At 45.9% G+C, this 25,362-nt stretch carries 29 protein-coding genes; 18 read left to right on the top strand and 11 right to left on the bottom strand.

Annotated elements, in window-relative coordinates; translation table 11 throughout:
• The first annotated feature begins 227 nt into the window (after positions 1-227).
• From K5609_RS00290 to K5609_RS00245, 10 genes are all read left to right on the top strand, one after another.
• Complete coding sequence (locus K5609_RS00290) at positions 228-572, top strand: hypothetical protein (RefSeq protein WP_016403829.1); 345 nt, start codon at positions 228-230, stop codon at positions 570-572.
• Positions 573-740: 168 nt separating this feature from the next.
• Complete coding sequence (gene asd / locus K5609_RS00285) at positions 741-1,850, top strand: aspartate-semialdehyde dehydrogenase (protein ID WP_152783978.1); 1,110 nt, start codon at positions 741-743, stop codon at positions 1,848-1,850.
• A gap of 226 nt (positions 1,851-2,076) precedes the next feature.
• On the top strand, positions 2,077-2,373 hold the full coding sequence (locus K5609_RS00280; protein WP_221075481.1) for a putative periplasmic lipoprotein: 297 nt from the start codon (positions 2,077-2,079) through the stop codon (positions 2,371-2,373).
• Positions 2,374-2,510: 137 nt separating this feature from the next.
• The gene (locus K5609_RS00275) at positions 2,511-3,536 is read left to right on the top strand and encodes a GGDEF domain-containing protein (RefSeq protein ID WP_221075480.1); all 1,026 of its coding nucleotides are present in this window, start codon (positions 2,511-2,513) and stop codon (positions 3,534-3,536) included.
• Positions 3,537-3,682: 146 nt separating this feature from the next.
• Complete coding sequence (locus K5609_RS00270) at positions 3,683-5,797, top strand: substrate-binding domain-containing protein (protein WP_221075479.1); 2,115 nt, start codon at positions 3,683-3,685, stop codon at positions 5,795-5,797.
• Between the two features lie 278 nt (positions 5,798-6,075).
• The gene (locus tag K5609_RS00265) at positions 6,076-6,681 is read left to right on the top strand and encodes a TetR/AcrR family transcriptional regulator (protein WP_221075478.1); all 606 of its coding nucleotides are present in this window, start codon (positions 6,076-6,078) and stop codon (positions 6,679-6,681) included.
• Positions 6,682-6,722: 41 nt separating this feature from the next.
• On the top strand, positions 6,723-7,550 hold the full coding sequence (locus K5609_RS00260; protein WP_221075477.1) for a hypothetical protein: 828 nt from the start codon (positions 6,723-6,725) through the stop codon (positions 7,548-7,550).
• Between the two features lie 18 nt (positions 7,551-7,568).
• A complete protein-coding gene (locus K5609_RS00255; RefSeq protein WP_221075476.1) occupies positions 7,569-8,588 on the top strand; it encodes a Gfo/Idh/MocA family oxidoreductase in 1,020 nt (339 codons plus the stop codon).
• Between the two features lie 68 nt (positions 8,589-8,656).
• Positions 8,657-9,370, top strand: a complete 714-nt coding sequence (locus tag K5609_RS00250) for a sulfite exporter TauE/SafE family protein (RefSeq protein WP_163133732.1) — start codon at positions 8,657-8,659, stop codon at positions 9,368-9,370.
• Positions 9,371-9,477: 107 nt separating this feature from the next.
• Positions 9,478-10,836, top strand: a complete 1,359-nt coding sequence (locus K5609_RS00245) for an MATE family efflux transporter (RefSeq protein ID WP_221075475.1) — start codon at positions 9,478-9,480, stop codon at positions 10,834-10,836.
• An 11-nt stretch (positions 10,837-10,847) separates the two neighbouring features.
• Here K5609_RS00245 and K5609_RS00240 read toward each other — a convergent pair whose 3' ends face one another.
• From K5609_RS00240 to K5609_RS00225, 4 genes are all read right to left on the bottom strand, one after another.
• Entirely contained in the window at positions 10,848-11,159 is a 312-nt protein-coding gene (locus K5609_RS00240) for a DUF3301 domain-containing protein (RefSeq protein ID WP_152783992.1), read from the bottom strand.
• Positions 11,160-11,234: 75 nt separating this feature from the next.
• Positions 11,235-11,654, bottom strand: coding sequence for a secondary thiamine-phosphate synthase enzyme YjbQ (locus K5609_RS00235; RefSeq protein ID WP_016403840.1), 420 nt, complete (start codon positions 11,652-11,654; stop codon positions 11,235-11,237).
• Positions 11,655-11,732: 78 nt separating this feature from the next.
• The gene (locus K5609_RS00230) at positions 11,733-13,316 is read right to left on the bottom strand and encodes a GMC family oxidoreductase N-terminal domain-containing protein (RefSeq protein WP_221075474.1); all 1,584 of its coding nucleotides are present in this window, start codon (positions 13,314-13,316) and stop codon (positions 11,733-11,735) included.
• A complete protein-coding gene (locus tag K5609_RS00225) occupies positions 13,309-13,839 on the bottom strand; it encodes a hypothetical protein (protein WP_221075473.1) in 531 nt (176 codons plus the stop codon). Before K5609_RS00225 ends, K5609_RS00230 begins: the two co-directional genes overlap by 8 nt.
• Before the next feature lie 278 nt (positions 13,840-14,117).
• Here K5609_RS00225 and K5609_RS00220 point away from each other — a divergent pair, with 278 nt between their 5' ends.
• The gene (locus tag K5609_RS00220) at positions 14,118-14,753 is read left to right on the top strand and encodes a TetR/AcrR family transcriptional regulator (RefSeq protein ID WP_221075472.1); all 636 of its coding nucleotides are present in this window, start codon (positions 14,118-14,120) and stop codon (positions 14,751-14,753) included.
• Here the strand turns inward: K5609_RS00220 and K5609_RS00215 are convergent.
• Positions 14,734-15,642 (bottom strand): LysR substrate-binding domain-containing protein, encoded by a 909-nt coding sequence (locus tag K5609_RS00215; RefSeq protein WP_221075471.1) that lies wholly within the window; start codon positions 15,640-15,642, stop codon positions 14,734-14,736. The two genes, K5609_RS00220 and K5609_RS00215, sit on opposite strands and share 20 nt — an antisense overlap.
• A gap of 112 nt (positions 15,643-15,754) precedes the next feature.
• Here K5609_RS00215 and K5609_RS00210 point away from each other — a divergent pair, with 112 nt between their 5' ends.
• Positions 15,755-16,660 (top strand): DMT family transporter, encoded by a 906-nt coding sequence (locus K5609_RS00210; RefSeq protein ID WP_221075470.1) that lies wholly within the window; start codon positions 15,755-15,757, stop codon positions 16,658-16,660.
• 269 nt (positions 16,661-16,929) lie between these two features.
• Entirely contained in the window at positions 16,930-17,652 is a 723-nt protein-coding gene (locus K5609_RS00205) for a substrate-binding periplasmic protein (protein WP_221075469.1), read from the top strand.
• A 38-nt stretch (positions 17,653-17,690) separates the two neighbouring features.
• Here the strand turns inward: K5609_RS00205 and K5609_RS00200 are convergent, their stop codons facing one another.
• The 3 genes from K5609_RS00200 to K5609_RS21875 are packed head-to-tail and all read right to left on the bottom strand — an operon-like array spanning position 17,691 to position 18,695.
• Complete coding sequence (locus K5609_RS00200) at positions 17,691-18,017, bottom strand: GIY-YIG nuclease family protein (protein ID WP_221075468.1); 327 nt, start codon at positions 18,015-18,017, stop codon at positions 17,691-17,693.
• Entirely contained in the window at positions 18,017-18,292 is a 276-nt protein-coding gene (locus K5609_RS21880; protein WP_343212502.1) for a hypothetical protein, read from the bottom strand. The genes K5609_RS00200 and K5609_RS21880 overlap by 1 nt, the downstream gene beginning before the upstream one ends.
• Positions 18,293-18,308: 16 nt before the next feature.
• A complete protein-coding gene (locus tag K5609_RS21875; protein WP_343212501.1) occupies positions 18,309-18,695 on the bottom strand; it encodes a hypothetical protein in 387 nt (128 codons plus the stop codon).
• Positions 18,696-19,022: 327 nt separating this feature from the next.
• Here K5609_RS21875 and K5609_RS00190 point away from each other — a divergent pair, with 327 nt between their 5' ends.
• Entirely contained in the window at positions 19,023-19,721 is a 699-nt protein-coding gene (locus K5609_RS00190) for an AAA family ATPase (RefSeq protein ID WP_221075467.1), read from the top strand.
• A complete protein-coding gene (locus K5609_RS00185) occupies positions 19,681-20,001 on the top strand; it encodes a hypothetical protein (RefSeq protein ID WP_221075466.1) in 321 nt (106 codons plus the stop codon). Before K5609_RS00190 ends, K5609_RS00185 begins: the two co-directional genes overlap by 41 nt.
• Positions 20,002-20,022: 21 nt before the next feature.
• Here the strand turns inward: K5609_RS00185 and K5609_RS00180 are convergent, their stop codons facing one another.
• Both K5609_RS00180 and K5609_RS00175 read right to left on the bottom strand, forming a co-directional pair.
• Positions 20,023-20,337 (bottom strand): MGMT family protein, encoded by a 315-nt coding sequence (locus K5609_RS00180; RefSeq protein ID WP_221075465.1) that lies wholly within the window; start codon positions 20,335-20,337, stop codon positions 20,023-20,025.
• Between the two features lie 6 nt (positions 20,338-20,343).
• Entirely contained in the window at positions 20,344-20,745 is a 402-nt protein-coding gene (locus K5609_RS00175; protein ID WP_016403853.1) for an SMI1/KNR4 family protein, read from the bottom strand.
• 92 nt (positions 20,746-20,837) lie between these two features.
• Between K5609_RS00175 and K5609_RS00170 the strand changes: the two genes are divergently transcribed.
• Complete coding sequence (locus tag K5609_RS00170) at positions 20,838-21,491, top strand: alpha/beta hydrolase (RefSeq protein ID WP_221075464.1); 654 nt, start codon at positions 20,838-20,840, stop codon at positions 21,489-21,491.
• On the opposite strand, the gene K5609_RS00165 is transcribed toward K5609_RS00170, so the two are convergent.
• Positions 21,483-22,400: a LysR family transcriptional regulator gene (locus K5609_RS00165; RefSeq protein WP_221075463.1), complete on the bottom strand. Its 918-nt coding sequence runs from the start codon at positions 22,398-22,400 to the stop codon at positions 21,483-21,485. The two genes, K5609_RS00170 and K5609_RS00165, sit on opposite strands and share 9 nt — an antisense overlap.
• 103 nt (positions 22,401-22,503) lie before the next feature.
• Here K5609_RS00165 and aptA point away from each other — a divergent pair, with 103 nt between their 5' ends.
• Positions 22,504-23,847 (top strand): omega-aminotransferase AptA, encoded by a 1,344-nt coding sequence (gene aptA, locus K5609_RS00160; protein ID WP_221075462.1) that lies wholly within the window; start codon positions 22,504-22,506, stop codon positions 23,845-23,847.
• A gap of 18 nt (positions 23,848-23,865) precedes the next feature.
• Positions 23,866-25,356, top strand: a complete 1,491-nt coding sequence (locus tag K5609_RS00155) for a CoA-acylating methylmalonate-semialdehyde dehydrogenase (RefSeq protein WP_221075461.1) — start codon at positions 23,866-23,868, stop codon at positions 25,354-25,356.
• The last annotated feature ends 6 nt before the right edge of the window (positions 25,357-25,362 follow it).

Below are 25,362 nucleotides of genomic sequence, written 5' to 3'. Positions count from 1 at the left end.
TCACTGATTTTAGGTGTAAGTGTAAACTTCTGTTGCTAGCAGACTTGATTTAAACCGCAATTTTTCCAGCTACTGTCGCTAATTGACGACAACTTTTCCCACTACCATAACTAAGACTTTGATTTTTAAGTGCTAATTATTTGGCTTAATTTGTGCTGTAGCTCACAGGGTTTAGGGTGAGCGGCTTCTTATTATCTCGCCAAATTATTTAGCTTAAAGGAATCAAAATGGAACAGTTTGATCAACGTTGTTTAAGAATTGGCGATTGGATTTTTGAAATAAAAATGGTGCGCGCTATCCGAGTAAGTGAATACGGCCAACCCTATGATGCCTGCGCTAATATCAACTTTAACGGCACCCAAGCCTACATCGACAGCCAACTCACTCGCAGCGACAACGCCTTTAGCGGCAAGGACTTTGCGAGCTTCGTGCAATTCTGCCAAGAAATGGGTATTACCGACGCTTGCTACGACCGCTATTCCCAAGGAAAACGCCGCAGTCGCAATATAAACATTAGCGAAGATCAGCGCCAATCTCCTAAGGTGGTTAACTTTCCAACTAGCCCACGCTAAATAGCGCTGCAATCATCTTCGCAAATAGTGGTCGAAAAGCGCTCAATTTTCTTTGATAAGCGCTAGTGTTAAAGGCTTGCCAATGGTAATCTCAAAGATTGGCTAAACGCACTTGTTTAGCCAAACAGCAAACACAAAGATCATAAAATAAAGGATGTAAAACGGACCATGAAAGTAGGTTTGGTTGGTTGGCGCGGCATGGTGGGTTCCGTGTTAATGCAGCGTATGCGCGAAGAGAGCGATTTTGCCCACATAGCTCCGGTTTTTTTTAGTACTTCTCAAGTTGGTATTGCAGGTCCAGATGTTGGCACCGGCGAAACCATCTTGCAAGATGCCTTCGATATCGACAGCCTAAAAACCATGGACACCATTATCACCTGTCAGGGTGGTGATTACACCAAAGACGTTTACCCTAAACTACGCGAAAGTGGTTGGGACGGATACTGGATTGATGCAGCATCAGCACTTCGTATGGAAGATGATGCAGTTATTGTACTAGACCCAGTGAACCGTGACGTGATTGACCAAGCCTTGAGCAAGGGTGTAAAAACCTATGTAGGCGGTAACTGTACCGTTTCACTGTTATTGATGGCCATTGGCGGATTGTTCGAAAAAGACCTTATCGAATGGGTTAGCCCAATGACCTACCAAGCAGCTTCTGGCGCTGGTGCGCGTAACATGCGTGAATTAATTAGCCAGATGGGCGAGATTCGTGACGATGTAGCCACAGAGTTAGCCGATCCAGCATCTGCCATACTTGATATCGACCGCAAAGTGGCCGATAAAATGCGTAGTGACGACTTCCCTACCGATCAATTTGGCGTACCGTTAGCTGGCAGCTTAATCCCTTGGATTGACGTGCCACTAGCCAGTGGTCAAAGTAAAGAAGAATGGAAGGCGCAAGTTGAAGCGAACAAAATTCTTGGCACCAGCGATCAACAAACCCCTATCGACGGGATATGTGTGCGCATTGGCGCTATGCGTTGTCACAGCCAAGCGCTTACCATTAAGCTGAAAAAAGACATTCCAGTGGCCGAGATTGAAGAAATTTTAGCCGCTCACAATGATTGGGTAAAAGTAATTCCAAACGATCGCGAATTATCAGCGCAAGAACTTACTCCAACCAAAGTAACTGGCACACTTAGTGTTCCGGTTGGTCGTATTCGTAAGCTCACCATGGGTCCGGAATACATTTCGGCCTTCACCGTGGGTGACCAATTACTATGGGGCGCAGCAGAACCGCTACGCCGTATGTTGCGCATCTTAATTGGCAAGTAAGCAAGTTTAAAATCGATAAAGCCCAGTTACTCAACTGGGCTTTTTTTTGCTTTTCATTAGCTCAGCAAGTTACAAATTGGGATTTTAGACTGGGCCATTTTCTCCCTTGGGCAACACAAACAACAATTAAGCAGCAAATTGTTTTCATAGCTGAGCAAAATTTACTAAGCTATTGATAAGAAAAATATCCTTTATTTACTAATTCGTTGAAATTGTAGGAATCGCGATGAAAAAAACTCTCATTGTTGCCAGCGCCATTGCCTTACTGGGAGCTTGTTCAAGCTCTGCTCCTGAACAAAACCAAGGTGTGATGATTACCGAAAAATCAACCGATGTGGTTGATTGCAATATTCTAGGGGTATTTAACGTAGACCCGCAAAGTTTAGACAGCGATAGCGGCAAACAAGAGTTAAGCCAGCGGGTTATTAGTCTTAAAGGTAATGCAGTGCAACTAATTCCTTTAACCACAGCAGAGCCAGAGTTAGTTAGCGCACATGTTTACCAGTGTCCCGAGGCTTCATAGTAAGTTTGATAACCTCGAATAAAGGAGCTTACTCGGCTCCTGTTGGTTCATTATTGATTAACAAAAGCCGTATTGTTTACAACGCCAAATAAGCAGGCTGCGAATGGCGTTAAGCAACGAGTATCGATGGAGCTCATATGAGCGATAAAATTTTAAAAAAAGCGACCTTAAATTTAAAAAAGGCAGTGCCTTTGATGATGAAGCATCAAATTCCTGCTACACCTAGCAACTATGCATTATGGTATTTGTACGTTGATGATCAAAACCCTGAGCTAAATGCAGCCATTGACGAAATCATTAGTGAATACGACACCGTTCCCACTACTAGCAGCCAAATCCTTTATCAAAATCATATTGCTAGCCAAGAAGAATTAGATGTGAAAAGCATGCGCCATAGCCTAGAAGCCATGGCCACCGAGCTGTCACAAACCATGACCGATACCGGCTCAGATACCAATGCCTTTCAATCAAGCATAGATAAGAACTTCGCCAAATTAAATCGCATTGAAGAAGACGGCATTCCGCTCGAGCAAGTACTAGGCCTAGTGCGCAATCTGATTGACGATGCAGCAAATATTCGACAAAGCACCGACTTTTTTAACTCTCAGTTAGGCAAAGCCCAAGCTGAAATCGAGAACCTAAAGAGTCAACTTAAAGAAACCGAGAAAGAAGCCCTCTACGATGCACTTACTGGAGCCTTGAATAGACGCGCCTTTGATGCAGATTTTAAAGACCTATTCGATTCTAGCCCTGAAGGCTTATGCATTATCATCGCTGACATCGATCACTTTAAAGAGTTTAACGACAACTATGGCCACGTTCTTGGCGACCAAGTATTAAAAATTGTTGCTAAACGGATTAATGAAGCCTGCCGTGACGGCGCTAAGGCTTACCGTATTGGCGGCGAAGAGTTTGCCATTATTTGCCCTAAATCTAACCTGCGTTCAGCCAGACATTTAGCCGAATCGGTGCGCCGAGCTATTGAAAAACTAAGCCTTAAAGATCGTCGCTCCAACCAACGTATCGACAACATCACGAGCTCCTTTGGTGTTGCCGAATACAACGTGGTGAGTAAGTCTCGGGCGATTGTAGATGCAGCCGATAACCAGCTTTACGAAGCGAAGCGACTAGGCCGTAACCGAGTAATGCCAATTATCAGCTAAACATAGTAAGCATGCTTTTTTGCTATTAAAAGCATGCTTCTTTGCCACAAAAATACAATTTATTAACAATTCTCCTAGCTAAATCACAGCAATCTCAGTTTCACTTGTTACATTGAATAGTATCAAGACTAAAACTATTGTTCTGAATGAAAAAACGCATTGCCATCATATTGCCAACTTTGTCTCAAACCATCGACCAACAGGTGATTCGAGGCATTCAAACGAGTCTAGATCCGCAATTATATAGCTGCCTATTCATGCCCATTGGCTACCTCCCTGATGAGCAAAGTTTTCAAGAAAAAGACCTATGGCTTGTAAAGCAACTAAGCAAACTTGATATAGATGGGGTGGTCTTATACGGCGGCGGCGTAGGCTACAAGACCTCTGATAAGGTTATGCGCAAAGTAGTCGAGGCGATTGGTGAGCTACCCATCGTGAATGTTGGCTCGGTAATAACGGGCATCCCTTCAGTACTGGTCGATAACTACAGCGGCATGTATCAACTCACCCAGCATATACTAGAGATTAGCTGCAAAGACATTCTGTATATCGACGGCCCAGAAAACAATTTTGACTCCCAGCAACGTTATAAAGCCTTTAGAGATGTACTCGCAGAACATGGCTTAAGTCACGCTCCTGAACAACACCTGCATGGCGATATGACATCTGTTGGTGCAGGCAAACTTTGCCATCAATGGCTAGCCAAGCAACAGCGCCTGCCCGATGCGATTATGTGTGTTAACGACCTAAGCGCCAAAGGTGTAATCGAAGAACTCGATAAACAGCAGGTGGCAATCCCAGAACAAGTAAAAGTAAGTGGCTTTGATGATTTTGAGTATGCCGACACCATTCGCCCAAGCTTAACTACCGCAATTTACCCCGCTCAGCGTACTGGCTCTCTTGCAGCGCAATTGTTAGTTGAGAGCATTAACGGAGCAACTCTCGATGCTCAATACCAACTAGAAACCATGTCGATACTTCGAGCAAGTACCGGAGCATCCGCAAAAGATCTAGAACAACATAACAACGACGAACAACACCGGTTGCTGATCCAACAACGCGACAGCAATGCCCAGCGCCTTGCGGTAACCCGCTTGCTGCACCAACGGCAAAACCTAGATACCATTTTGACCCAAGCCCAACCCACCCTAGACGAATTAGGCATTCCAGAGCTGTATATCTATCAACAAGGCTTTAGCGAGCAAGGGAAAAGCCACACTTACTTGGCTCACCACTTACAACCAGGCAGCTTGGCTTTGGCTGAATCAATAACTCCCCTACCCGCTGCCTTTGAAGACGTGATTGGAGATAAAGCTCACCAAGGTTTGTGGGTAATCAGTGAGCTGAAAAGCGGCCAACAGCATTTTGGTTATATGGTCGCGCTCACCGAAGGAGTACATGCTGAATTTATCGAGTTTATGGCACCGCAAATCGCCGACATCATCGACCACCAGCGGCTACTTGAAGAAACCAAACAGTATCAGGCGCAAGTAGAGTTAAGCGAAAAAATGGCGGCCTTAGGCGGCTTAGTGAGTGGTGTTGCCCATGAAATTAATACTCCTTTGGGCAACGGCTTATTAGCGGCCAGTCACCTCAAAGAGCAAATTGACCAACTTGCTAAGCAAATGAATGCCCAGCAACTTACCAAGGCCAACTTCGAAAAATTTGTTACTGATGCTACCAATACCAGTGACATCATTATTAGCAGCGCCCAGCGAGCCGCAGAACTAATTACTAGCTTTAAACAGGTCGCGGTCGATCAAAGCTACGAAGAACAACGAAAAATCAACCTGGACGATTATATCAACAAGGTATTACGCAGCCTGCAGCATCAACTTAAGGGCACTAAGGTTGAGTTAGTCACTCAGCTAGAACCGAACCTGCACGTATTTACCTACCCGGGCGCAATTGCCCAAGTTATTACCAATTTGTTTGGTAACGCGCTAATACATGGCCTAGACCAAGGCAAAACCGCTGGAACAATCAGCATTACTCTGGAAAAAACAGCACAAGGCGCGCAACTCATCGTGGCCGATACAGGAAAAGGAGCCAACCAAGAAACCGTAAGCCACATTTTTGAGCCCTTCTATACCACGGCCCGCGGCAAAGGAGGTTGCGGCTTAGGTATGCATATCGTGTATAACCTCATCACCCAAAAACTGCAGTGGCAACTACACGTTGATACTCAACCAGAAAAAGGCTTTCGCTTTATTATCTCGATTCCACAGCAGGCGCTAAACCAAACTGAAGCGGCCAATTAAAAAGCAAGTAGTACTCAGCTAAACTTGGAGGAAAGCCGTTAAGTTTTCCACTACAAGTATTTTCTCGATTACTGGCATTTTGCCACTCTCGTTCTGCGACGGCTTCTCGGTTCATCTTAAAGTTTCCCACTCAAAAACACCCTAACAGTGTGGCGGGCTTCGCCAGCAACTAGATGAAACTTCCATGAATAATTTGCAGTAATTGTTAACCCATGTATTTTCTAAATTTGTTAGAATCAGCTATCGGCCATACCGCATACATCAATTTTTCTTAAACAATGACTCTTAGCCAAAAAAAACGCGCACAAATCATCAATGCCGCCATTAGTGAATTTAAGGCCAGTGGCTATGCAGCCACCAGCATGGATCGCGTCGCGCAAACGGCTCAAGTAAGTAAACGTACGGTTTATAACCACTTTCCAAGCAAACAGGCCTTGTTTATTGGCATTGTAAGTATGATGCTAGATTTGATTTCAGCAGCCACCAAAATGCAATACTCCAGCGAGCGCAGCTTAGCCGAACAGCTAACACAACTGGCGAATAAAGAACTGCAGTTGTTCGCCGATCCAGAGTTTATCGACCTTGCTCGATTAGTGATTGCTGAAGCGATTCATATGCCCGAGCAAATGATCGAAACCATGCAGCACATGGCGACTTTAGAGAACAGCATCAACTATTGGTTTGAATGTGCCATTAACGATGGGCGCATCCATAGCGACAATCCCGGCTTAGCCAGTAGTCAGTTTCTGTCGATGTTAAAAGGTCGCTGCTTTTGGCCACAAATCATCAACCGCATGCCAATGCCAAGTGCTGCCGAGCAAACAGAGCTAGTAGAAAGCTGCATTGCCATGTTTTTAAGTCATTACCAGCCTAAGCCTGAATAGCTTGCGCTTATCTCTTTCGATGTCGCCAAGGTGGCCACTGCATGTTTAAAGTTATTGGTTTAATCGCCCTATTAATGATTGGCACTCTCGTTGGCTTGGTGATGTTTCCCCCGCCAAGCAGCGAGTATCAAGACAGCCCTTTAGCTGAATTAAGCCTACAACCACAGCTAATTGCGCAATTAGACGGGATCCCAAATGCCGCTAGCCTGCTGTGGTTACCTAAACAGCAACATTGGCTAGTGGGCACGCTGGCACCACAAACAGTATTGGTTACTGGTTCGGCAAAACTGGCTTATTTAAATTCTGCACTTAGCGAAGCTAGATTAGAAGAGCTACCCGCCAGCGGCGATATTGCCGACTTAGTATTAGTAGACGATCACCTTGTAGGCATTTCTAGCGACGCTCGGCTGCTGTATTTTGAACTCAGCCAGCAAAGCTGGCGCTTTGTAGACAAGCGCAAGTTAATACGCGACGGCCTTCACCACAAAACCGCTGGTTTAGTCTGGAACCCACAAGCACAAGAATTTTACACCTGTGAGCGCGAAGGTTTAAAACGCTGTTATCGTGGAGACCGAGATGGTAAGCAACAGCAAAGCTTTAACTTAAGCCACGCTAGCCAACAAGATCAGTTTACCCAATACCAGCTAGGCAGTATGACCTTGCACCAAGGGCGCTGGTTTGTGCTTAGCTCTCGCTTTAGCAGCTTATTAGAAATTGAGCCGCAGTCTGGCGCAGTGCTACAAGTAATAGCCTTAGAACAAAGCGACACTGCCCAGGCTATTGCCAGTGATGGTGAGCAACTTTGGTTACTTTCGGTCATACGCCAGCAACCTGAGACAATTAAGCTAGCGACAATTCCTCTACCTTAAGCCCATTTAGGAGCACGCATGTTAAACGTTGGTATTATTGGATTTGGTTTATCTGGACGGGTATTTCACGGCCCGCTAATTAGTGCTCAACAGCTACTTAACTTGTTTGCCATTGCCAGTTCTCGCAAGCAGGAAGTTGCTGTTGCCTACCCCAAAGCGCTGTGTTTAGATAGTGAAACCCTGATCAATCACCCCGACATCGACATAGTAGTGATTGCTAGCCCCAACTCATTACATGCAGAGCAAGCCGAACAAGCAATGCGAGCCGGCAAACATGTGATAGTTGAAAAGCCTTTAGCCATAACCAGCGAACAATGCCTGCAACTGCAGCAGGTTGCCGAGCAAACCAGCAAATGTTTAAGCGTTTTTCATAACCGCCGCTGGGACAGTGACTTTTTAACTATCTCACAACTGCTTGCTAACCAAAGCCTTGGCAAAATTCATTCTTATTCCGCTCACTTTCACCGCTATCGTCCAGTGGTAAAACAGCGTTGGAAAGAGCTGGATCCGCAAGGTGGTGGAGTACTCTACGATTTAGGAGCTCACCTTCTCGATCAGGCGCTTAGCTTATTTGGTAAGCCCGATAAACTATGGGCTCATTTAGATACTCAGCGCGAGGGTGCAAAAACACCCGACTGTTTTGATTTACACCTAATATACCCCGACAAAAAAGTACAACTTAGCTGTAACTCCTTAATGGTTGAGCCCGGTCCGCGCTTCCAAGTACATGGCAGTAAAGGCTCCTACGCTAAGTGGGGAATGGATCCGCAAGAACAGCAACTAGCGGCGGGGCTATCGGCCAATTCTGCTAGTTTTGGCCAAGATACGAATCGCAGCGAGATCCACCTAGCTGGCCAAGCGTTATTACATAAGTCGTTAATAAAAGGTAATTATTTGGCTTTCTATGATAACTTTGTGAATGCAGTGACCAAAGGTGAAGCATTAAGCGTTAGCGCTCAACAAGCTAGCGATGTTATCGCCTTAATTGAGCTCGCAACCCTTAGTCACCAGCAACAAACGATATATTCGCTCAACTAAGCGAATAGCTTTTATCAACTTAACCCACTTTGCTTAGCCAAGGCTTGGGTGGGTGAGCGAGGTGGTAAGTGATTACACTATTAGCCTGTTTATTGGTGTTACTCGGCGCATTTGTCCAATACACCATTGGTTTTGGCCTCGCGGTAATTGCCGCCCCCTTACTGTTCCAACTGTCACCGGTGTATGTGCCTGGTCCAATGGTAATTGTTGCACTAGTAGTGGCCAGCTTAAGTGCCTTTGAACACCGAGACAGCATCGCTTTTGGCGGTTTAAAGGCTGCGATAATCGGTCGTATCCCTGGCTCGGTCGCTGGCGGCCTTTTATTATTGTGGGCCGATCTAGCAAGCCTGTCATTTTGGTTAGGTTTATCGGTAATCATCGCAGTCGCAATCAGCTTATTTCCTATTCGCATTGCGCCCACTCCAAAACGCATGGCGATTGCGGGAGTTATTTCTGGCTTTATGGGAACGAGCAGCTCGATTGGCGGCCCCCCCATGGCTTTGCTTCTCCAGCACCAGCAAGCCAGTTACTTACGAGCAAACCTGTCGGCGTTTTTTGTGGCTAGCTGCATTATGTCGCTGGCTGTGCAAAGCTCGGTGGGTTTTATGTCCTTAGCCCATGTGTACGCCGCGCTACCTTTAATTCCTGCAGCCTTACTGGGTGCCTTTCTAGGTCGGCGCTACGGCAAACGTTTCCCTCAACGATGGATACGCACTTTTTCACTGAGTTTGTGCGCCATATCTGGAGGCAGCGCCATGTTAAGTTACTTTCTAATGCCTTAAAAATGCTGCTTAATTAAGCGTAATTTGATTACGCCCAATTAATTTGTATTACAAAATAATATATACTAAACCATACCCTCAATCGATTGCTGTAATTAGAGACGATAGTGCCTAATCAATCCTACCTGAAAAAGAATATCGCCTTAGCCTGGCCGCTGGCTTTAAATGGCCTATTGATGCAATCAATGTTGATGGTAGATACCTTGTTGGTTTCTCCACTTGGCGAAATTCCACTAGCAGCAATGGGCATAGCCGCTACCTTGGTGGCATTTATCATGGGTATTCAAATGGCTTTGGCTAATGGCTCGCAATTGGTGCTTAGCCGAGCAATTGGTTCGGGCAATAAACAAGCGCTTACCAAAGGCTTTTGGGCAGGCTTAATAATAAACCTGAGCGTTGCGCTTATTTTTTGGTTGGCACTACATCTGGGTGACCAAGCGATTGTTACAGCCCTAGCCGATGACCCTAAACTGCAGCAGCAAATAATCAGTTACCTAGCCATCTCAAAATACTTGGTGCTATTTACTGCAATAACCCAAGTGATCATCGCTTTGTTTAACAGCCAAGGAAAAAGCAAAATTCCGCTCCAAGGCTACCTCATTGAAATGCCCATTAATGCCATACTCTCTTACTTGTTAATCCATGGTTGGGGTGAGTTTTCGGGCATGGGTGTAGAGGGCGCAGCCTTGGGTAGCTTAATAGCTATCGTTATCCGCATGAGCTATTTAAGTTTGTGTTTGAAAGCCGATCAAAGCCTACAGCTAAGTTTAAATCAGTCGATGCCAGCTTTGTTTAATAGCATTCGACTACATAGCAAGGAAATCTTCCCGGTAGCTGTGAACGTTACCATCCTGCAAATTGGCATTAGCGTTTATCAGCTGCTGTATTCCCAGCTCAACATTAACGCTTATGTGGCCATTACTTTGGTAATGCCTTGGCTTAGGGCCGGCACCCAGTTTATTGCCGCTTGGGCACACTCTTCTGCTATTAGTATTAGCCAAGCCATTGGTTCTAGAAAACTCGATGACTTAAGCGCAAATGTGAACAAAAGTATTGATGTTGCTGTAGCAATATCGGTGATATGTGCGCTGCTATTTGCCGGGCTTAGCTTTATGCTGCCAAATATCTACCCCGATTTAGATGCCGAAACCTATCAAGCGCTTAGTCTCATCGCACCTTTGTATATCTTTTTACCGATAGTGCGGGGTTACAATACCGTGCATGGACATGCCTTACGCGCTTTAGGTAAAACCACCAGCGTGTTTAAAATCAACTTTATAGGGCAATGGCTAATCTCAATTCCATTGTGCGCACTGCTGATTCTTTATTTTGAAGTATCAATCTTTTGGGCCTTTGCTATTCAGCCCTTTGAAGAAATAGTAAAAGCCCTACCTTTTAGACAGCTAGCACGTAAATCTTTGAAAGAGTTTGATAGCAATAAGGCAGAAACGCTGATGTACGATTAGCAGTGCTTAGCCTACCCCTCATACAAATCATCCCCCACTCGGTAAACGGGCAACTCAAATTTGTATTGGCTGCCAGCCATAATCAATTGACCTTGGTAACGGCTGTCGCCAGTGGAAGAAAATTCAAATTGGTAGTAACGACACCAGCGCCAGTAGCCTGCCATTTTCTGCGGTTTTTCTTGCTTAAAATTTACTTCAAGTAGCTGTAGCTCTAGCGTCTTACATTTTTGTTTGATTAAGTGTTGAGCACGCTCAGCGTCTTTTCGGCGACGCCAAAAGAACATCACAATAAAGGTGAGCAGAAATATAGCTAACAGATCCATGGCGCCAACTTAAATAAAGACTTTGCTTAAGATATTGGGACGGTCTTGTGAATAACAAGTAAAGCTATACAACGACTATTCACCAGAGATGGTGGCGATAATTTGCCGATTACCACCTTGATTGCGATGCTCGCCAAGGTAAATGCCCTGCCATATTCCCAATGCCAACTCGCCTCGGTTAATTGGCAAGGTTAATTCGGCCCCTAGCATGCTACTTTTAATATGAGCAGGCATGTCGTCGGCGCCTTCGTAGGTGTGCTCAAAATAGGGGGCATTTTCCGGCACCATTTTGTTTAGGTGAGCGTCTAAATCGGCTCGAACACTTGGGTCTGCATTTTCATTCAAGCTTAAGCTGGCACTGGTATGCTGCAATAACAGGTGGCACAAGCCCACTTTAAAATCTTGCAGTTCAGGTAACTGCAAAATCAATTCTTCGGTAATTAGATGAAAGCCGCGCGGTCGCGCCTTTAACCTTACCAAACGTTGTAACCACATGAAGCTAGGCCTTTTTTAATCTTTGTTTAAGACTAGCAGTGGCTAGCTTGGTTTGTAAACGCTTTGCTTAAGCAAAGCCTAAGCTTGTAGGCGTTTTGCCAGCAATTCGGCATTTCTTAAAGCCATAGCATAAATACTGAGTTGCGGATTAGCTCCTAGGCTTGTAGGAAACACCGAGCCATCTATCACACTTAAGCCATCCAGCCAGCGATAATTACCCTCTTCATCTACTAAGGATGTTTGTTCATCGCCTCCCATGGCACAGCCTCCCATCACATGCGCCGATGCTAAGCGCGTAGCCAAGGCCTGCATTGGCAATTGCTCAATCATAGTCTTGGCCTGCGGCCATGAACTCACTAGCCTGCTTTGTTCATGCAAGGGAAATACTTGTTTAGCACCTGCAGCAAACTGCAGTTCGGCCATACTCAATAAAGCCCGACGCGCTCCGCGCCACACAAAGTCACTAATGGGATAATCCAGCACAGGGCTTCCATCGTCGCGAAGCTGCACTTGCCCGCCAATACTTTGCTCATTAAAGCCGTCACGCAGTAGGGCAATGGTGACTTGAAGGTGGTTAATCTGCTGCATCATGTCACTATGAAACTGACCAAAACCACTAATCTTGGTGGCTAACAATATCGGATGAACTGGCGGTACTTCTAGTTTATAGCCGCACTCTCCATCGCTACCATCGCGCCATACAAAATGGTCGGAATACACCGATTGCGGTGCGCCTTGATGACTGTTTACCGCTTGCTCAAACACAGCGCCACTCATCACACTAGGGTGTAAAAAGGTGCGTTTGCCCACTAGCTGATAAGGATCGGGAACTTTTGAGCGTAATAACACCGCAGGGCTCCCAATGGCCCCCGCAGACAACACCACCTGCCGCGCGTGAATGTTCACCTTCGCGCCGTTTGCGCGTTGTTTGCTATCCAAAGCCTGTAATTGCGCTCCAGTGATAGCATCATTAGAGAATTGCAGAGCCTTAACGCGAAAGCGGCTTAGCAAAGTTGCGCCCGCATTAAGAGCAGCCGGAATAGTGGTAACTAACATAGATTGCTTAGCATTGGTTGGACAGCCCATTCCGCAGTAGCCCAAATCCCAACACTGCTTAACATTGCGAGGAATGGCTTGATAAGGCCAATTTAAGGCCTCACAGCCTTTAGCCAATAAGGCATTGTTTTGATTGGTATTAAGCCAAGGGCTAATACCCAGCAACTGCTCAGCCTTTTGAAAATAAGGCGCAAGACTTTTTGAATGAAGCTCCCTAAAGCTCCAACGTTGCTGCCAGTGTTGCAAAGTGGGTTCAGGGGTGCGAAGAGAAGTGGTCCAATTCACCGTAGTTGAACCACCTACACAGCGCCCCTGAAAAATACTAATGGCTTTGTCTTTGGTTTTTCGAGCGGCTGATTCTTGGTATAGGTCTGGATAAGCTTGCCGTTCTTGCAGCTTAAAATCTTGACTGCTTTTGAGAGGCCCCTCATCCACTACAATCACTTTAAGCCCTGCCTGGCTAAGCACTTGCGCACTGATCCCGCCACCGGCACCACTGCCAACAATTAGTACGTCACAATCAAGCTCTTGCTCACCCTGTTGGCTGGCTCCATCAATATGTTGCCAGCCCGATGCTAGGCCCTCAGCAATAATATCTTTAATCATTCACTAAGCCCCTAGCTTGCACTGGCAGCTGATAAGCTAATTCTGGCCACGCTGTTGGATCACCATACCAAGCGGCAGTGATAAGCTCATGTAAGCCTTGATAGGCTTGTCGTAATAGTTGTAGATAGTGCCGCTGCCATTGCTGTAACAACAACAAGCGCTGCGCTATCGATAACTCACTAAGTTGGGCCGCACCGGCACTTAGCAATAACCAACCTCCACGAGAGGCTAGTATTTCTAGTAGTTGGTTTAACTCAGCTTGGGTATGTGGTTCTAGAATGCTGAACGCTTGATCGATATTGGCCAGCACATGTTGCTTTCGCGCTACATCATCGCTAGCCACAGCACCTTCTAAGAAGGCAGGAATTAAGTACCAAAACACCTGTTGGTATTGCGGCTTTAAAGTAAGCCTTGGCATAGGTTTAAAATCTATGGAAGCAGGGCTCACCAGCCATGCTCCACCACTAGCCAGCGCAGCTGTTGCAATACTGTATTTTAACAATGAACGGCGACTGAGTTTCACTTGGCTCCCTGCCCTAGGACTTAAATTAAGATACCATTGGTAACTTATATAGACGTCACCACCTCTAAACTCAAGTTCCCATGAGTAACTTATTTAAAGTTTGGATCAAAGCTCGCAAAACTTAGGTTTCTTTACCACCAAGCTTGGCGGTATTATCACTTAATAATAGAACGCTACAGTAAACCTGCTCTCTCCCATAAGAGATTTGCCAAGAGCTAAGCAATTGCTAAATAGCTTTTAGCGCAATTAGTGACTAAGGTTTACCTATCAAGAGCTTAATGAATACTATTGTGAATACAGCTATTAAAAAACGCGCCATCAGCCCTGAACAAAAGCAATTACGCCGCCAACAGATACTTAGCACCGCTAAATTAGCCTTAGGCGAGCATGGCTACGAACAGGTAGTACTTAGCCAGCTTGCCGATCAAATAGAGTTATCAAAGCCGGCTTTGTACCGTTACTTTGCCAACAAAGAAAGCTTGTTTATGGCACTTTATTTAGAAGAGGCTAAGCAGCTATTGCTAGGCCTTGAGCGCTTATCGCATCAGCAACTAAAACCCAGAGTGCTAGCAGAAACCATAGCCGCTCAACCCACCTTTTGCTACCTATCGGCCATTTTGCACACGGTGTTAGAAAAGCAGGAGAACATAGAGCAGGCAATTAACTTTAAGCGCCAGCTTAAAGCCATGGCAGAACAGCTGGCAAAACTGTTTTTACATTGGTCGCCACAACTAAACCAACAGCAAGCCCTAAGCAAAGTGATGTTTCTGTATCAAGCGGTTATTGGCTGTTGGCATACCAGCCACCCATCGTCCACCATGCAACAGGTAATGAAGAATGATGAGTTTGCCATTTTGCGTTTAGACTTTGTCGACAGCTTAAGCTTAATGCTGGTTAAACTTCTAGCGGACTAGCGCCGGTTTCAATCAACCAGTCTGCTACCGCTCGCAATCCCTGATCTCGGCTACGAGCTTGTTTGTAGCAAAGGTAAAAGTCGTAGCCGGTGTATACCGATGACACGGGCAAATCGACTAACTTGCCTTCTCGAATGTCTTTTTCCACCATAAAGTCACTCACCAGAGCAATGCCTTGGCCAGTTGCCGCCGCTTCTAATGCCAGTACTTGATGGCTAAAGCTATGAAAGGCTTGATCGCTTGGCAGCGAGATCCCTAAGCCCTTAGACCACACCGCCCAGTCTCCGCCAGGTTGCTGAGCGTCTTCATCTAAATCACATGACAGCAAAGGAAATTGCGGGAGTTCTTGCCGCCAGTTATTTTGATCGATTTCTTGATAAAAGCTAGGCGAACACACCGCTACCAGGCGCTCTTTATGCAATAAGTGGCTCACATAACCAGGAGCTGAATCGGCAAAACAAATGAACAAATCGCCGGTAGCGCTAGACAAGACCGGCTCCTCGGTAATCATTTGCAAGCGTAAATCAATTTCTGGATTGCGCGCCCTAAAGCTTGGAAGCAAGGGTATCAAACGTTTTAAGGCAAATGAGCTGTAAGCAGTAAGCCTAAGTTGCGCAATGCCCTCACCTTTTACTTGCCGAGTAATGTGGCTTAGTTCATTTAAAATACGCTCCACTTCGCTAAAGTAGCTGCGCCCAGCCTCACTAAGTTGTAGTTGGCGGCCAACTTTAATCAGCAAAGGCTCGGCTAGATACTCTTCAAGCAAACGCAAACGGTGGCTTACCGCGCTCTGGCTAATGCCTAATTCTTCGCCTGCTTTGGCGACACTTTGATTTCGCGCTACAGCCTCAAAGGCAATTAAGGCATTAAGTGGTGGTAGAGTTCGCATACAAATACATTAAATTTTTTCATGTATTTTTAATTATTATCATTTTTTTAATGTTTAACAAGCTTCTACACTGCTGCTTCACCTATTAGCTATTAATTAACGGGAGGCAGCTATGCGTAACAATTCAACCTTTATTGCCATCCTCATTTTAGTGGTAGCTAATCAGATCGCAGTGCTGTCTGACGCACTGATGAAAGTAGCCGGAGAACAAGCCTCAGTATTTGAAATACTGCTATATCGCCAACTCAGCACGCTATTATTGTTATTGCCTCTATTTCTGCTCACCAAGCAAAAACTGCCAGCAAAACCCTTGGTGCATGTGGTGCGTGGCCACCTATGGTTAGCGGGCTCTGGTTGCATGGTGGTAGCCTTAATTGCGCTACCGCTAGCCACTGCTAATGCCTTATTTTACGCAGCACCCATTATGATGTTGCCACTAGGTATGTGGTTACACAAAAGCCCAGTAAACCGAACTCAAGTGGCTGCCGCATTCATTGGCTTTATCGGGGTATTGGTGATTATTCGCCCCACCGAGTTTAACTGGGGAGCCATTGCAGCATTAGGCACCGCACTAACACTTGCGCTAAGCAACCTAACGGTAAAGTACATTCCCAAGCAGGAATCGGTAGTCACCAGTTTGTTTTGGACCAACATAATGGTAGTGCCCGCTACCTTGGTGCTCGCATGGCCACAGCTGCAAAGCTTTAATTGGTCACTGCTCTACCTAGCTGGCGGTAGCAGTTTGTTTATTTTGTTCTTACATGCAGGTTCGGTGATTGCCTATAAATCGGCTAATGCGAATAGTATAGCCAGTGCTGAATATACCGGCTTAATTGGTGCTGCTATCTTTGGCTGGTTGTTCTTTAGCGAAATGCCAGACTGGTTAACCTGGCTGGGTGCAGCACTCATTGTGGTGCCGTTGATTTTACAAAGCCCCTTGCCAAAGCAATTGCTAAGTTGGAAACAACAGCTCCATCGCAAACGCTTAAAGCGCTCTACTACTGACATTGGTCTTTAAATACTAAACCATTGTCTCTAACGTACTTTCTGGTGGTTAATTGTATTAGCCGCCAACAGAAGCTTTTACGGTCAACTTAACTAAACAGCGTTACAGAATTAAGCGCTAAGCTTTCCTGGTTAAATTCGTACAAGCTAGCGATAAATCAGCATAATGCACTGAATAAATCCGTCGCATTAAGATTTTACAATGTTAGTTATCACCATCGCTTTTTTTAGTACACCTTGTTAAACAGCAAAAAAGCCTTCGCTACATTACTGTTGTTACTAATGTTACCCAGTACAACTAGCCTTGCCGAACCACTTCGCTTGGTGGCTGACCGATGGTGCCCCTTTAACTGCCAAGCAAACAGTGCTTACCCTGGTTACACCATCGAAATAGCTCAAAAGGTATTTGCAGCCGAACACCCAGTGAGCTTGGTTGAAATGCCTTGGTCACGCGCACTGCGTCACACCGAAAAAGGCGTTTATCACGCGGTGGTAGGAGCATTGGCTAATGAAGCTAAAGGTTTTATTTACCCAAAGGTAGCAATAGGAAAAGCCGAACAAGTACTGGTAATGCAAAGTAATACTAACTGGCAATATCAAGGCATCGCCTCGCTCGAACAGCTCACAATTGCAGTGATTGCCGATTATGACTATAGCCTTGAAGTTGATGCTTATATAAACGCTAAGCAACACCGTCGCAATGTGGTATTAGTACGCAGTGAACATGCATTGGAACGCATGCATAAATTGCTTATGGAGGGAAAAATTGATGGCTATATTGAAGACAAGAGTGTGGTGAATTACTACGTTCATCAACTTAAAGACAGCAATGCCATTCGCATTGCTACCAGCTTTAGTATTGAGCCCGTCTACATCGCCTTTTCGCCCGCCAATCCACAGAGCCCTGCCTTAGCTCACCGCCTAAGTATGGGTATACAAGAACTAAGGGCCAATGGGGAGTTGGCTAAGATCTTACAACGCTATGGGCTTAGCGACTGGCTGTAGTAGCGAATAGCAGTCCACCTATGTTAACCCTTGGTAACTTAACTATCCGATTCTGGCAACAGGCTTTGCCAATCTAACTGCCCTAGCACCAAGCGTTCCTTGGCTGCTTTTGGCAGTTGTTTTATAGCATATTCCAAACGCATCGCTTGCTGTTTAGAAGCCACAGCTTGTTGAAATACCAACCGTAAAGGGCCTTTGCCACGTAAGGCTTTAGCACCTTTAGCCCCGCCTAGTTGATGCTCTGCAAAACGGCGCGCTACATCGGTGGTCACGCCAGTATATAGGTGCTGTTGTTTGGTTCTAATAATATACAGAAACCACTCGCTAGCAGTAACTTCAGCCACTAACGAGGTATCATCGGACATTAAGCTTCAATGCCTACAATCAACCATGGCGCGTTAGCTTGGTCAAGTTTACGCTCTAAGTGCCATACTTCGGCAACATCGCTCTTTTGGCCAGTTACTTCATCACGGGTTTGACCGGTGAATTTAACACCTACTTCAGCATTTAGTATTGAATGGTCGGCACGCACTAATTCAGCATCAACGAAGACAACGCTACTGTTGATTTCTTGATCGCCATAAGAGCGACGCTCTTCAGCTAGGCCGTTGTATAGCTCAATGCTCAAGTACTCTTGCATTACCTCTAGCTTATTGTCATTCCAAGCCCGCTGCTTTTTGTTGGTTAAGCCCACGTAAAAAACGCACCGCAACAAAGGTAATCAAAGCAAAAAACAAAATATCCATCATCTGCAAGCCTTCAAAGGCCCCGCCGCCGAGCAAAGCAGCAAACAAACCGCCGGCTAATAAGCCGCCTAGTAATCCACCCATCATTCCTGAACGTCGACCGGTAGTTGCTGCTGTACCATTGTTTTGGTTCTGTTGCTTATTCGCCTGTTGGTTAGTTTGGCTAGGTTGTTTTTTAAAAGTTGGTTGGCTCTTGCCCCAAGACTTACCACCACCAAAGCGTTTAGCTTCTGCGTCGGGGGTAATAATCAATACCGCCATCACCAAGGCCATAACACTCATCAATTTTTTTAACATTCGCTCCGCCTTCTAAGGAGTCATTCAGCGATAGGCAGTGTAACCAGCTTGGGGCTAGGTTCAAGTGAAAACTATATCAAGCGCTAAGCACACTAAAGCACTACGACTTTAGTATTGATGTAAAACTTTTGTTACAGCTAAGCGCAGCTTGTTCAATAAGCATTAATATTAAATAAATTCAATAACTTAACCGTTATTAAAAACACATGAAACAATTAGGGTTATTGCGTTGATTATTTTTTCGCCTAAGCTGGGGGAGTCAGCTAAAAAACAATAATTCCGCTGACATAGACACTTACAAAAGACCAAAACAAAAAGGACTTAGCCATGATACTTCTCGTTGGCGGTGAAAAGGGGGGCAGTGGAAAAAGCTGTCTGGCCCAGAACTTGGCGGTGTATTTAAAACAACGCTTCAATACCGAAATTCTCTTGGTAGATTGCGACCCACAACGTACTAGCTCCGATTGGGTGCAGGCACGTAATGAGCAAGAAAACCTTCCCAGCATCAATTGTGTTCAGCTATACGGCAATATTCGTAACGACCTACTTAGCCTACAAAACCGCTTTGATTTTGTGGTAGTAGATTGTGGTGGTCAAGATAGCAAAGCACTGCGTTCGAGCATGGCTGTTGCTACCCATGCCATCGTTCCGCTGCGCCCCAAAAGACGCGATATTAAAACCCTTCCTCATCTCGAAGAGTTGGTGAATACCTGTAAAGCGGTAAACTTCCATCTCAAGGAGGCTGTGGTACTTACCCAATGCCCGTCCCTGCCCAGCCAATACAAACGCATTGAAGAAGCCAAAGAGGTATGTAGAACCTATGGCTTACATGTGCTGGACGCCATCACTTTTAATCGCAACATTTATGATGACAGTGAAGAGCGCGGCTATACCGTATTGGAACTAGAGCCAGAGGGCAAAGCTGCACAAGAAATCCGCAATATTGCTGAAGAATTTATAGTATGTGAGCAAGGAGCGGCAGATCATGGCATTGCACGATCTCAAGAAAAAGCCTCGGGCTTCTAAGCCTAAGCAATTTTATGACGTAGATAGCTTTATTGCTCAAGCGGAGTTGTACGCTAATGGCTGCGAAAATGTGGTGCACTTGCCGATACAGGCAAAACGCGCCTCATCCAAGCAGCCAGCTAGAAACGCCACGTTTAGCTTAAACCAAGCGGTGATTTTAGAGTTAGAACAAATAAAGCAGAAAACGGGTTTATCTAAATCTTACTTGGTGCGAGCTTTAACTCACTACCTAGCAGGCTTAGAAGAACCTAAACAACAGAGCATCTTACGCCCTAAATAGCCTTAAGTTACTGCTAGTAGCTTAATCACCCAGCCATAGGTGCTGGGTGAGAGGCACTTTGTTATTGCAAAAAATAATGCCCTCATCTTCAAGCCGCTGTCGCTGACACTGATATTGAGGAGAGCCTTCAGGGAAGGAAATCATACCCTTGGCATTAATCACCCTATGCCATGGCAAACTGGAACCCTCTGGCAAAGTTTTTAAACAGCGCCCCACTGCTCGCGCCATTCGAGGATAACCAGCCATTTCGGCAACCCCGCCATAAGTGGCTACCTTCCCTTCTGGAATATGCCCAATCACCAACCAAAACTTAGCGAGATAGTCTTGTTGATCCATGCTTGTTTAGCTTTGCATCCATACTTCGCTAGCCCAATCCCAGATGGTATCCCACTCTGGTACTAGATCTTCTTGGCCTTGCCAGTAGCCAATTTCACCTTCTTGGCTAATGAAGTAGAAGTTGTCACCATTTTGGCAAATAGGAATAAACTCACGCGGTAAACCTAAGCTCCATGCGGTAGCCGCTACCTCTGGCAAATAAGTATGTAAGTAAGGGTCGCTAATCGTTACAGGCTCTAAGCTACCACAGATAACATTACTCACGGTAAGTTGGAAAGCACGCAGATCACTTGGCATAGGAATTAAGATAAGTTCTTCAACTTCAACTAATTGCGCTTCTGTTGGTAGCTCACTAGGATAGGCGCCAGACTGATCGGCAGCTCTAATTTCATCGATTAATTCTTGCATGCTTGTCTCTCCGCGGCATTGGCATACAATGCCTGTTGCTAAAACTGGTGCACAGCTTACCTAGAAGACTCTCAATCAGCAAAGGAATATCCATGCCACTTCACGCTATAACTGTAGAACCCGAGCAAGCTGCTCGCCATTGTATTATTTGGCTACATGGCTTAGGTGCTGGTCCTGAAGATTTTGTACCTTTAGCTAAACAACTAAAGCTGATCGATGAAGCAGCAGTGCGCTTTATCTTCCCAGCAGCGCCCGAGCGCGCCGTCACCGTAAATGCTGGCTACTTTATGCCCGCTTGGTACGACATACTGGCGTTTTCACCGCAGCGTAAAATTAATCAACAGCACTTAGAACAAGTAAGCCAAGAAATTAGCCAGCTAATTGAGCAACAACTTGCTCAAGGCATCCCCAGTAAAAACATTATTTTGGCCGGTTTCTCTCAAGGCGGTGCAGTGGCGTATCACTGTGCGTTAAACCTAGAGCATGCCTTAGGTGGTGTGTTGTGTATGTCTACTTACTTAGTTAATGAAAGCCTGCCTAAACAGCACTTCCAAGCTAATACGCCGATCCTCATCCAGCATGGCCGACAAGATGATGTTGTAGCCCCAAGCTTAGGTGAGCAAGCCTATCAGCAACTATCAGCTTTAGGCTACCAAGCGGAATTTAGCCTATTTGATATGGCACACAGTGTATCGCCGAGCCAAATAAAGGCGATTAAAGCCTGGATAGGCGCCCGTTTAAACTAAGTGATGAGCCTGTTTTAAGCACTCTAGGAAACAAGCCAATATCCGTGAGGGTTTGGGTGATATACGATTTACCGCTAAAAACGGACAGTCATAGCTAAATACCTGGCCACCAATGGCTCTAATCAGCCCTTGCTCCACAAAACTACGTGCATAATGGTCGGGCAAATAAGCCAAATAACTGCCCGACAATAATAAGGTAGCGACAGCTTCTTGGTCATAAGCGGTGGCATGTCGCTTAAAGCCTTTTTGCTGAGAAGTATCCATATTAGGTGAATTGTGACCAAGGCCTGCATATTTTTGGCTAACTATCTCTTGCTCGCTAATCGTAATATCACTGCGTTTAAACAAGGGGTGGTGATAGCCACAATACAGAGACATTTTTTCATCAAATAGCCACTGATAGGCCAAACTGGCAGATTGACGCGGCCCCGGCACCACACCAACATGATAACGCCCTTCTATCACTCCACTTTCGATCACCGATAAGGTTTCTACGTATAAATCTAAACTAACCTTGGGGGCTCGTTGGTCGAATAGCTGCAATGCTTGGGAAATTTTAGCTTCTTGGTTGGTGACGGTTTTATCGAACAAGGCAATGGCTAGGTTACCGGTCATCTCTTTGTGTAAGCCTTGAACGTCTGCGCGGAACTCATCTAAGGCGCCCATCAAACGTAAGCTTGATTGATAGATATGTTGCCCTTCGGCACTTAACACAAACCCAGCGCGCCCCCGCTGGCATAAGGTTACCCCAAGGCGGATCTCCAAATCCTTAACGTGTCGGCTAATGGTCGAGCGACCAATATTTAGTTCGACTTCGGCTGCCGAAATGCCTCCACATTCCACCACCACCCTAAAAACTTTGAGTAGGCGTAAATCAATATCACTAAGTTGGCCCAAGATCTTCTGCATTATGTTTCATCCTTATGAAACTTTAGATTCAAAGATACATATTTATGTAACTTAAAACCAGCATTAGGCTAAACACAGCATCTAGCTTTGCAAGGAGAAGCAAATGGCCACATTGCAAGACATGGGAATTACCCAAAATCAACTTGATAGCCACTGGATGGCATACACGGGAAATCGCCAGTTCAAACAAGATCCACGAATGATTTGCCAAGCCAAGGGCAAATACTACTTTGATGCCGACGGTCGCAAAATATTTGATGGCTTATCAGGCCTGTGGACCTGCGGCTTGGGCCATGGCCGCCAAGAAATAGTTGATGCCATTGCCCAGCAAGCCAGCCAGCTTGATTACTCTCCAGCGTTTCAGTTTGGCCACCCAAAATCATTTCAACTGGCAGAGCGAATTACCGAGTTTATGCCAGAGGGCTTAAACCGAGTATTTTTCACTGGTTCTGGCTCTGAATCTGCCGATACCTCACTAAAAATCGCTCGCGCTTATTGGCGTAAAAAAGGCCTTGCCAGTAAAACCAAGTTGATTGGCCGCGGCAAAGGCTATCACGGGGTAAACTTTGGCGGCATATCAGTGGGCGGCATAGGCCCAAATCGCGCCATATTTGGTGCCGGTGTAGATAGCGCCCATATGCGCCATACGGTGTTGCCAGAAAATGCCTTTACTAAAGGCCAACCAAGCCAAGGCGCTGAACTCGCAAATGATTTAATTGACCTAATCGCCATGCACGATGCTTCCAATATAGCGGCAGTGATTGTTGAGCCTATGGCCGGCAGTGCAGGGGTAATTCCACCACCGGTTGGCTACTTAAAACGTTTGCGTGAGATTTGCAACCAACACCAAATCTTACTGATTTTCGATGAAGTGATTTGTGCTTTTGGCCGCTTAGGTTACAAAACCGGAGCAGAGGCCTGCGGCGTAACACCAGACATCATTAACATGGCCAAGCAGCTCACCAATGGGGTCATTCCTATGGGAGCAGTGGCCTGCAAGCAAGAAATTTACGACACCTTTATGGACGAAGGTGGTCCAAACTACATGTTAGAACTGCCCCACGGCTATACCTACTCAGCTCACCCTATTGCTTGTGCCGCTGCACTTGCCTCTTTGGACTTATTAGAAAAAGAAAATATGTTCGAACAAGTAAGGGAAATGAGCCCAATACTTGAACATGCTGCGCATCAGCTGGGACAGTTGGATTTAGTAAGCGATGTAAGAAACATGGGCTTAGCCGCAGGCTTAAGCCTTGTTCATGCCCCCGGTGAGCCGGCACTTAATCCGTTTTTAGTGGCCCAACAAATGTGGCAAAAAGGATACTACGTGCGCTATGGCGCCGACACCATACAAATAGCGCCTCCGTTTAACGTAAGCGCAGCAGAAATCGACAGCCTATTTAATGCCTTAGGCGACTCCATTAATCAACTATCAGGCCAAGCCTAAGCCTATAAGGAAAGCTTTATGTCTATCATCGGTCACTTAATTAACGGCGAAAACCACAACGAGTACACTCGCTCTCAAGATGTTTATAACCCCTCAACCGGCCAAGTTGCTAGCCAAGTTGCCTTGGCCGACAAAACGACGGTTGAACAAGCCATTAGCGCCGCTCAACAAGCTTTTCCGGCTTGGCGAGATACGCCAGTGGCGAAACGTGCCCAAATTATGTTTCGCTACAAAACCTTACTGGAAGAGAATGCCGAGCGCATTTGTGAGCTGGTAGGGCAACAGCATGGCAAAATTGTTCACGATGCCATGGGCGAGCTTACCCGTGGCATTGAAAATGTTGAATACGCCTGTGCTGCACCCGAGGTACTTAAAGGTGAGCATTCGCGTAACGTAGGTCCAGGCATTGACTCATGGAGCGAATTCCAACCGCTGGGAGTAGTAGCCGGGATAACCCCATTTAATTTCCCAGTGATGGTGCCAATGTGGATGTTCCCTATGGCGCTGATGTGCGGTAATAGTTTTGTACTTAAGCCTTCAGAGCGAGACCCATCAGCCACCTTGCTAATCGCCGAACTGCTGCATCAAGCAGGATTACCTGCAGGTGTTTTCAATGTAGTGAATGGCGATAAAGAAGCCGTAGATACCCTACTCACCGACCCACGCGTTGCAGCGGTGAGCTTTGTAGGTTCTACCCCAATCGCTGAGTACATTTACAGCACCGCTACCGCCAATGGTAAGCGCTGCCAGGCCTTAGGTGGGGCAAAAAATCACGCCATCATCATGCCTGATGCCGATTTAGATAACGCAGTAAACTCTCTACTTGGCGCAGCGTTTGGCTCCTCTGGTGAGCGCTGTATGGCATTATCGGTTGCGGTTGCCGTAGGTGACGACATTGCCGATAAACTAGTCAGCGGCTTAACTGAGCAAATGCAGAACCTTAAGGTTGGAGCCTACTCAGATAAAGAAAACGACTTTGGACCACTAATTAGTGCCGAACAGCGAGACAAAGTAGAAATGTACATTAGCAGTGCTGAAGCTGATGGCGCCACCGTAGTTGTAGATGGTCGCAATACTCAAGTAGCGGGCTACCCAGATGGCTTCTATGTAGGAGGAACCTTAATTGACCATGTCACCGAGGCCATGAAAGCCTACCAAGAAGAAATTTTTGGACCGGTGTTGTGTGTGGTTCGAGTGGATAGCATGGAACAAGGTATGCAACTAATTAACAAGCACCAATTTGGTAATGGTACTTGCCTTTATACCCGTGACGGCGAGGCTGCACGTTACTTCTCAGACAACATTCAAGTTGGAATGGTAGGTATCAACATTCCTTTGCCTGTGCCTGTTTCTTATCATAGCTTTGGTGGTTGGAAGCGTTCTTTGTTTGGTGATTTACACGCCTACGGCCCAGATGCTGTGCGTTTTTATACTAAACGTAAAACCATTACCCAGCGTTGGCCATCAGCGTCGGTACGCGAAGGGGTAAATTTCTCTTTCCCTAGCTAAATGGCT

The organism is Agarivorans aestuarii, assembly GCF_019670125.1.
Taxonomy (GTDB): domain Bacteria; phylum Pseudomonadota; class Gammaproteobacteria; order Enterobacterales; family Celerinatantimonadaceae; genus Agarivorans; species Agarivorans aestuarii.
The sequence above is the reverse complement of the archived record's forward strand: the minus strand, read 5'-3'. Positions and strand labels throughout refer to the sequence as shown.

Bases quoted from the DNA above. Each gene is read 5' to 3' on its own strand.
- K5609_RS00290 (WP_016403829.1), top strand. From the start codon at position 228: ATGGAACAGTTTGATCAACGTTGTTTAAGAATTGGCGATTGGATTTTT.
- asd (WP_152783978.1), top strand. From the start codon at position 741: ATGAAAGTAGGTTTGGTTGGTTGGCGCGGCATGGTGGGTTCCGTGTTA.
- K5609_RS00280 (WP_221075481.1), top strand. From the start codon at position 2,077: ATGAAAAAAACTCTCATTGTTGCCAGCGCCATTGCCTTACTGGGAGCT.
- K5609_RS00275 (WP_221075480.1), top strand. From the start codon at position 2,511: ATGAGCGATAAAATTTTAAAAAAAGCGACCTTAAATTTAAAAAAGGCA.
- K5609_RS00270 (WP_221075479.1), top strand. From the start codon at position 3,683: ATGAAAAAACGCATTGCCATCATATTGCCAACTTTGTCTCAAACCATC.
- K5609_RS00265 (WP_221075478.1), top strand. From the start codon at position 6,076: ATGACTCTTAGCCAAAAAAAACGCGCACAAATCATCAATGCCGCCATT.
- K5609_RS00260 (WP_221075477.1), top strand. From the start codon at position 6,723: ATGTTTAAAGTTATTGGTTTAATCGCCCTATTAATGATTGGCACTCTC.
- K5609_RS00255 (WP_221075476.1), top strand. From the start codon at position 7,569: ATGTTAAACGTTGGTATTATTGGATTTGGTTTATCTGGACGGGTATTT.
- K5609_RS00240 (WP_152783992.1), bottom strand. From the start codon at position 11,159: ATGGATCTGTTAGCTATATTTCTGCTCACCTTTATTGTGATGTTCTTT.
- K5609_RS00235 (WP_016403840.1), bottom strand. From the start codon at position 11,654: ATGTGGTTACAACGTTTGGTAAGGTTAAAGGCGCGACCGCGCGGCTTT.
- K5609_RS00230 (WP_221075474.1), bottom strand. From the start codon at position 13,316: ATGATTAAAGATATTATTGCTGAGGGCCTAGCATCGGGCTGGCAACAT.
- K5609_RS00220 (WP_221075472.1), top strand. From the start codon at position 14,118: ATGAATACTATTGTGAATACAGCTATTAAAAAACGCGCCATCAGCCCT.
- K5609_RS00215 (WP_221075471.1), bottom strand. From the start codon at position 15,642: ATGCGAACTCTACCACCACTTAATGCCTTAATTGCCTTTGAGGCTGTA.
- K5609_RS00210 (WP_221075470.1), top strand. From the start codon at position 15,755: ATGCGTAACAATTCAACCTTTATTGCCATCCTCATTTTAGTGGTAGCT.
- K5609_RS00205 (WP_221075469.1), top strand. From the start codon at position 16,930: ATGTTACCCAGTACAACTAGCCTTGCCGAACCACTTCGCTTGGTGGCT.
- K5609_RS00200 (WP_221075468.1), bottom strand. From the start codon at position 18,017: ATGTCCGATGATACCTCGTTAGTGGCTGAAGTTACTGCTAGCGAGTGG.
- K5609_RS21880 (WP_343212502.1), bottom strand. From the start codon at position 18,292: ATGCAAGAGTACTTGAGCATTGAGCTATACAACGGCCTAGCTGAAGAG.
- K5609_RS21875 (WP_343212501.1), bottom strand. From the start codon at position 18,695: ATGTTAAAAAAATTGATGAGTGTTATGGCCTTGGTGATGGCGGTATTG.
- K5609_RS00190 (WP_221075467.1), top strand. From the start codon at position 19,023: ATGATACTTCTCGTTGGCGGTGAAAAGGGGGGCAGTGGAAAAAGCTGT.
- K5609_RS00185 (WP_221075466.1), top strand. From the start codon at position 19,681: ATGGCATTGCACGATCTCAAGAAAAAGCCTCGGGCTTCTAAGCCTAAG.
- K5609_RS00180 (WP_221075465.1), bottom strand. From the start codon at position 20,337: ATGGATCAACAAGACTATCTCGCTAAGTTTTGGTTGGTGATTGGGCAT.
- K5609_RS00175 (WP_016403853.1), bottom strand. From the start codon at position 20,745: ATGCAAGAATTAATCGATGAAATTAGAGCTGCCGATCAGTCTGGCGCC.
- K5609_RS00170 (WP_221075464.1), top strand. From the start codon at position 20,838: ATGCCACTTCACGCTATAACTGTAGAACCCGAGCAAGCTGCTCGCCAT.
- K5609_RS00165 (WP_221075463.1), bottom strand. From the start codon at position 22,400: ATGCAGAAGATCTTGGGCCAACTTAGTGATATTGATTTACGCCTACTC.
- aptA (WP_221075462.1), top strand. From the start codon at position 22,504: ATGGCCACATTGCAAGACATGGGAATTACCCAAAATCAACTTGATAGC.
- K5609_RS00155 (WP_221075461.1), top strand. From the start codon at position 23,866: ATGTCTATCATCGGTCACTTAATTAACGGCGAAAACCACAACGAGTAC.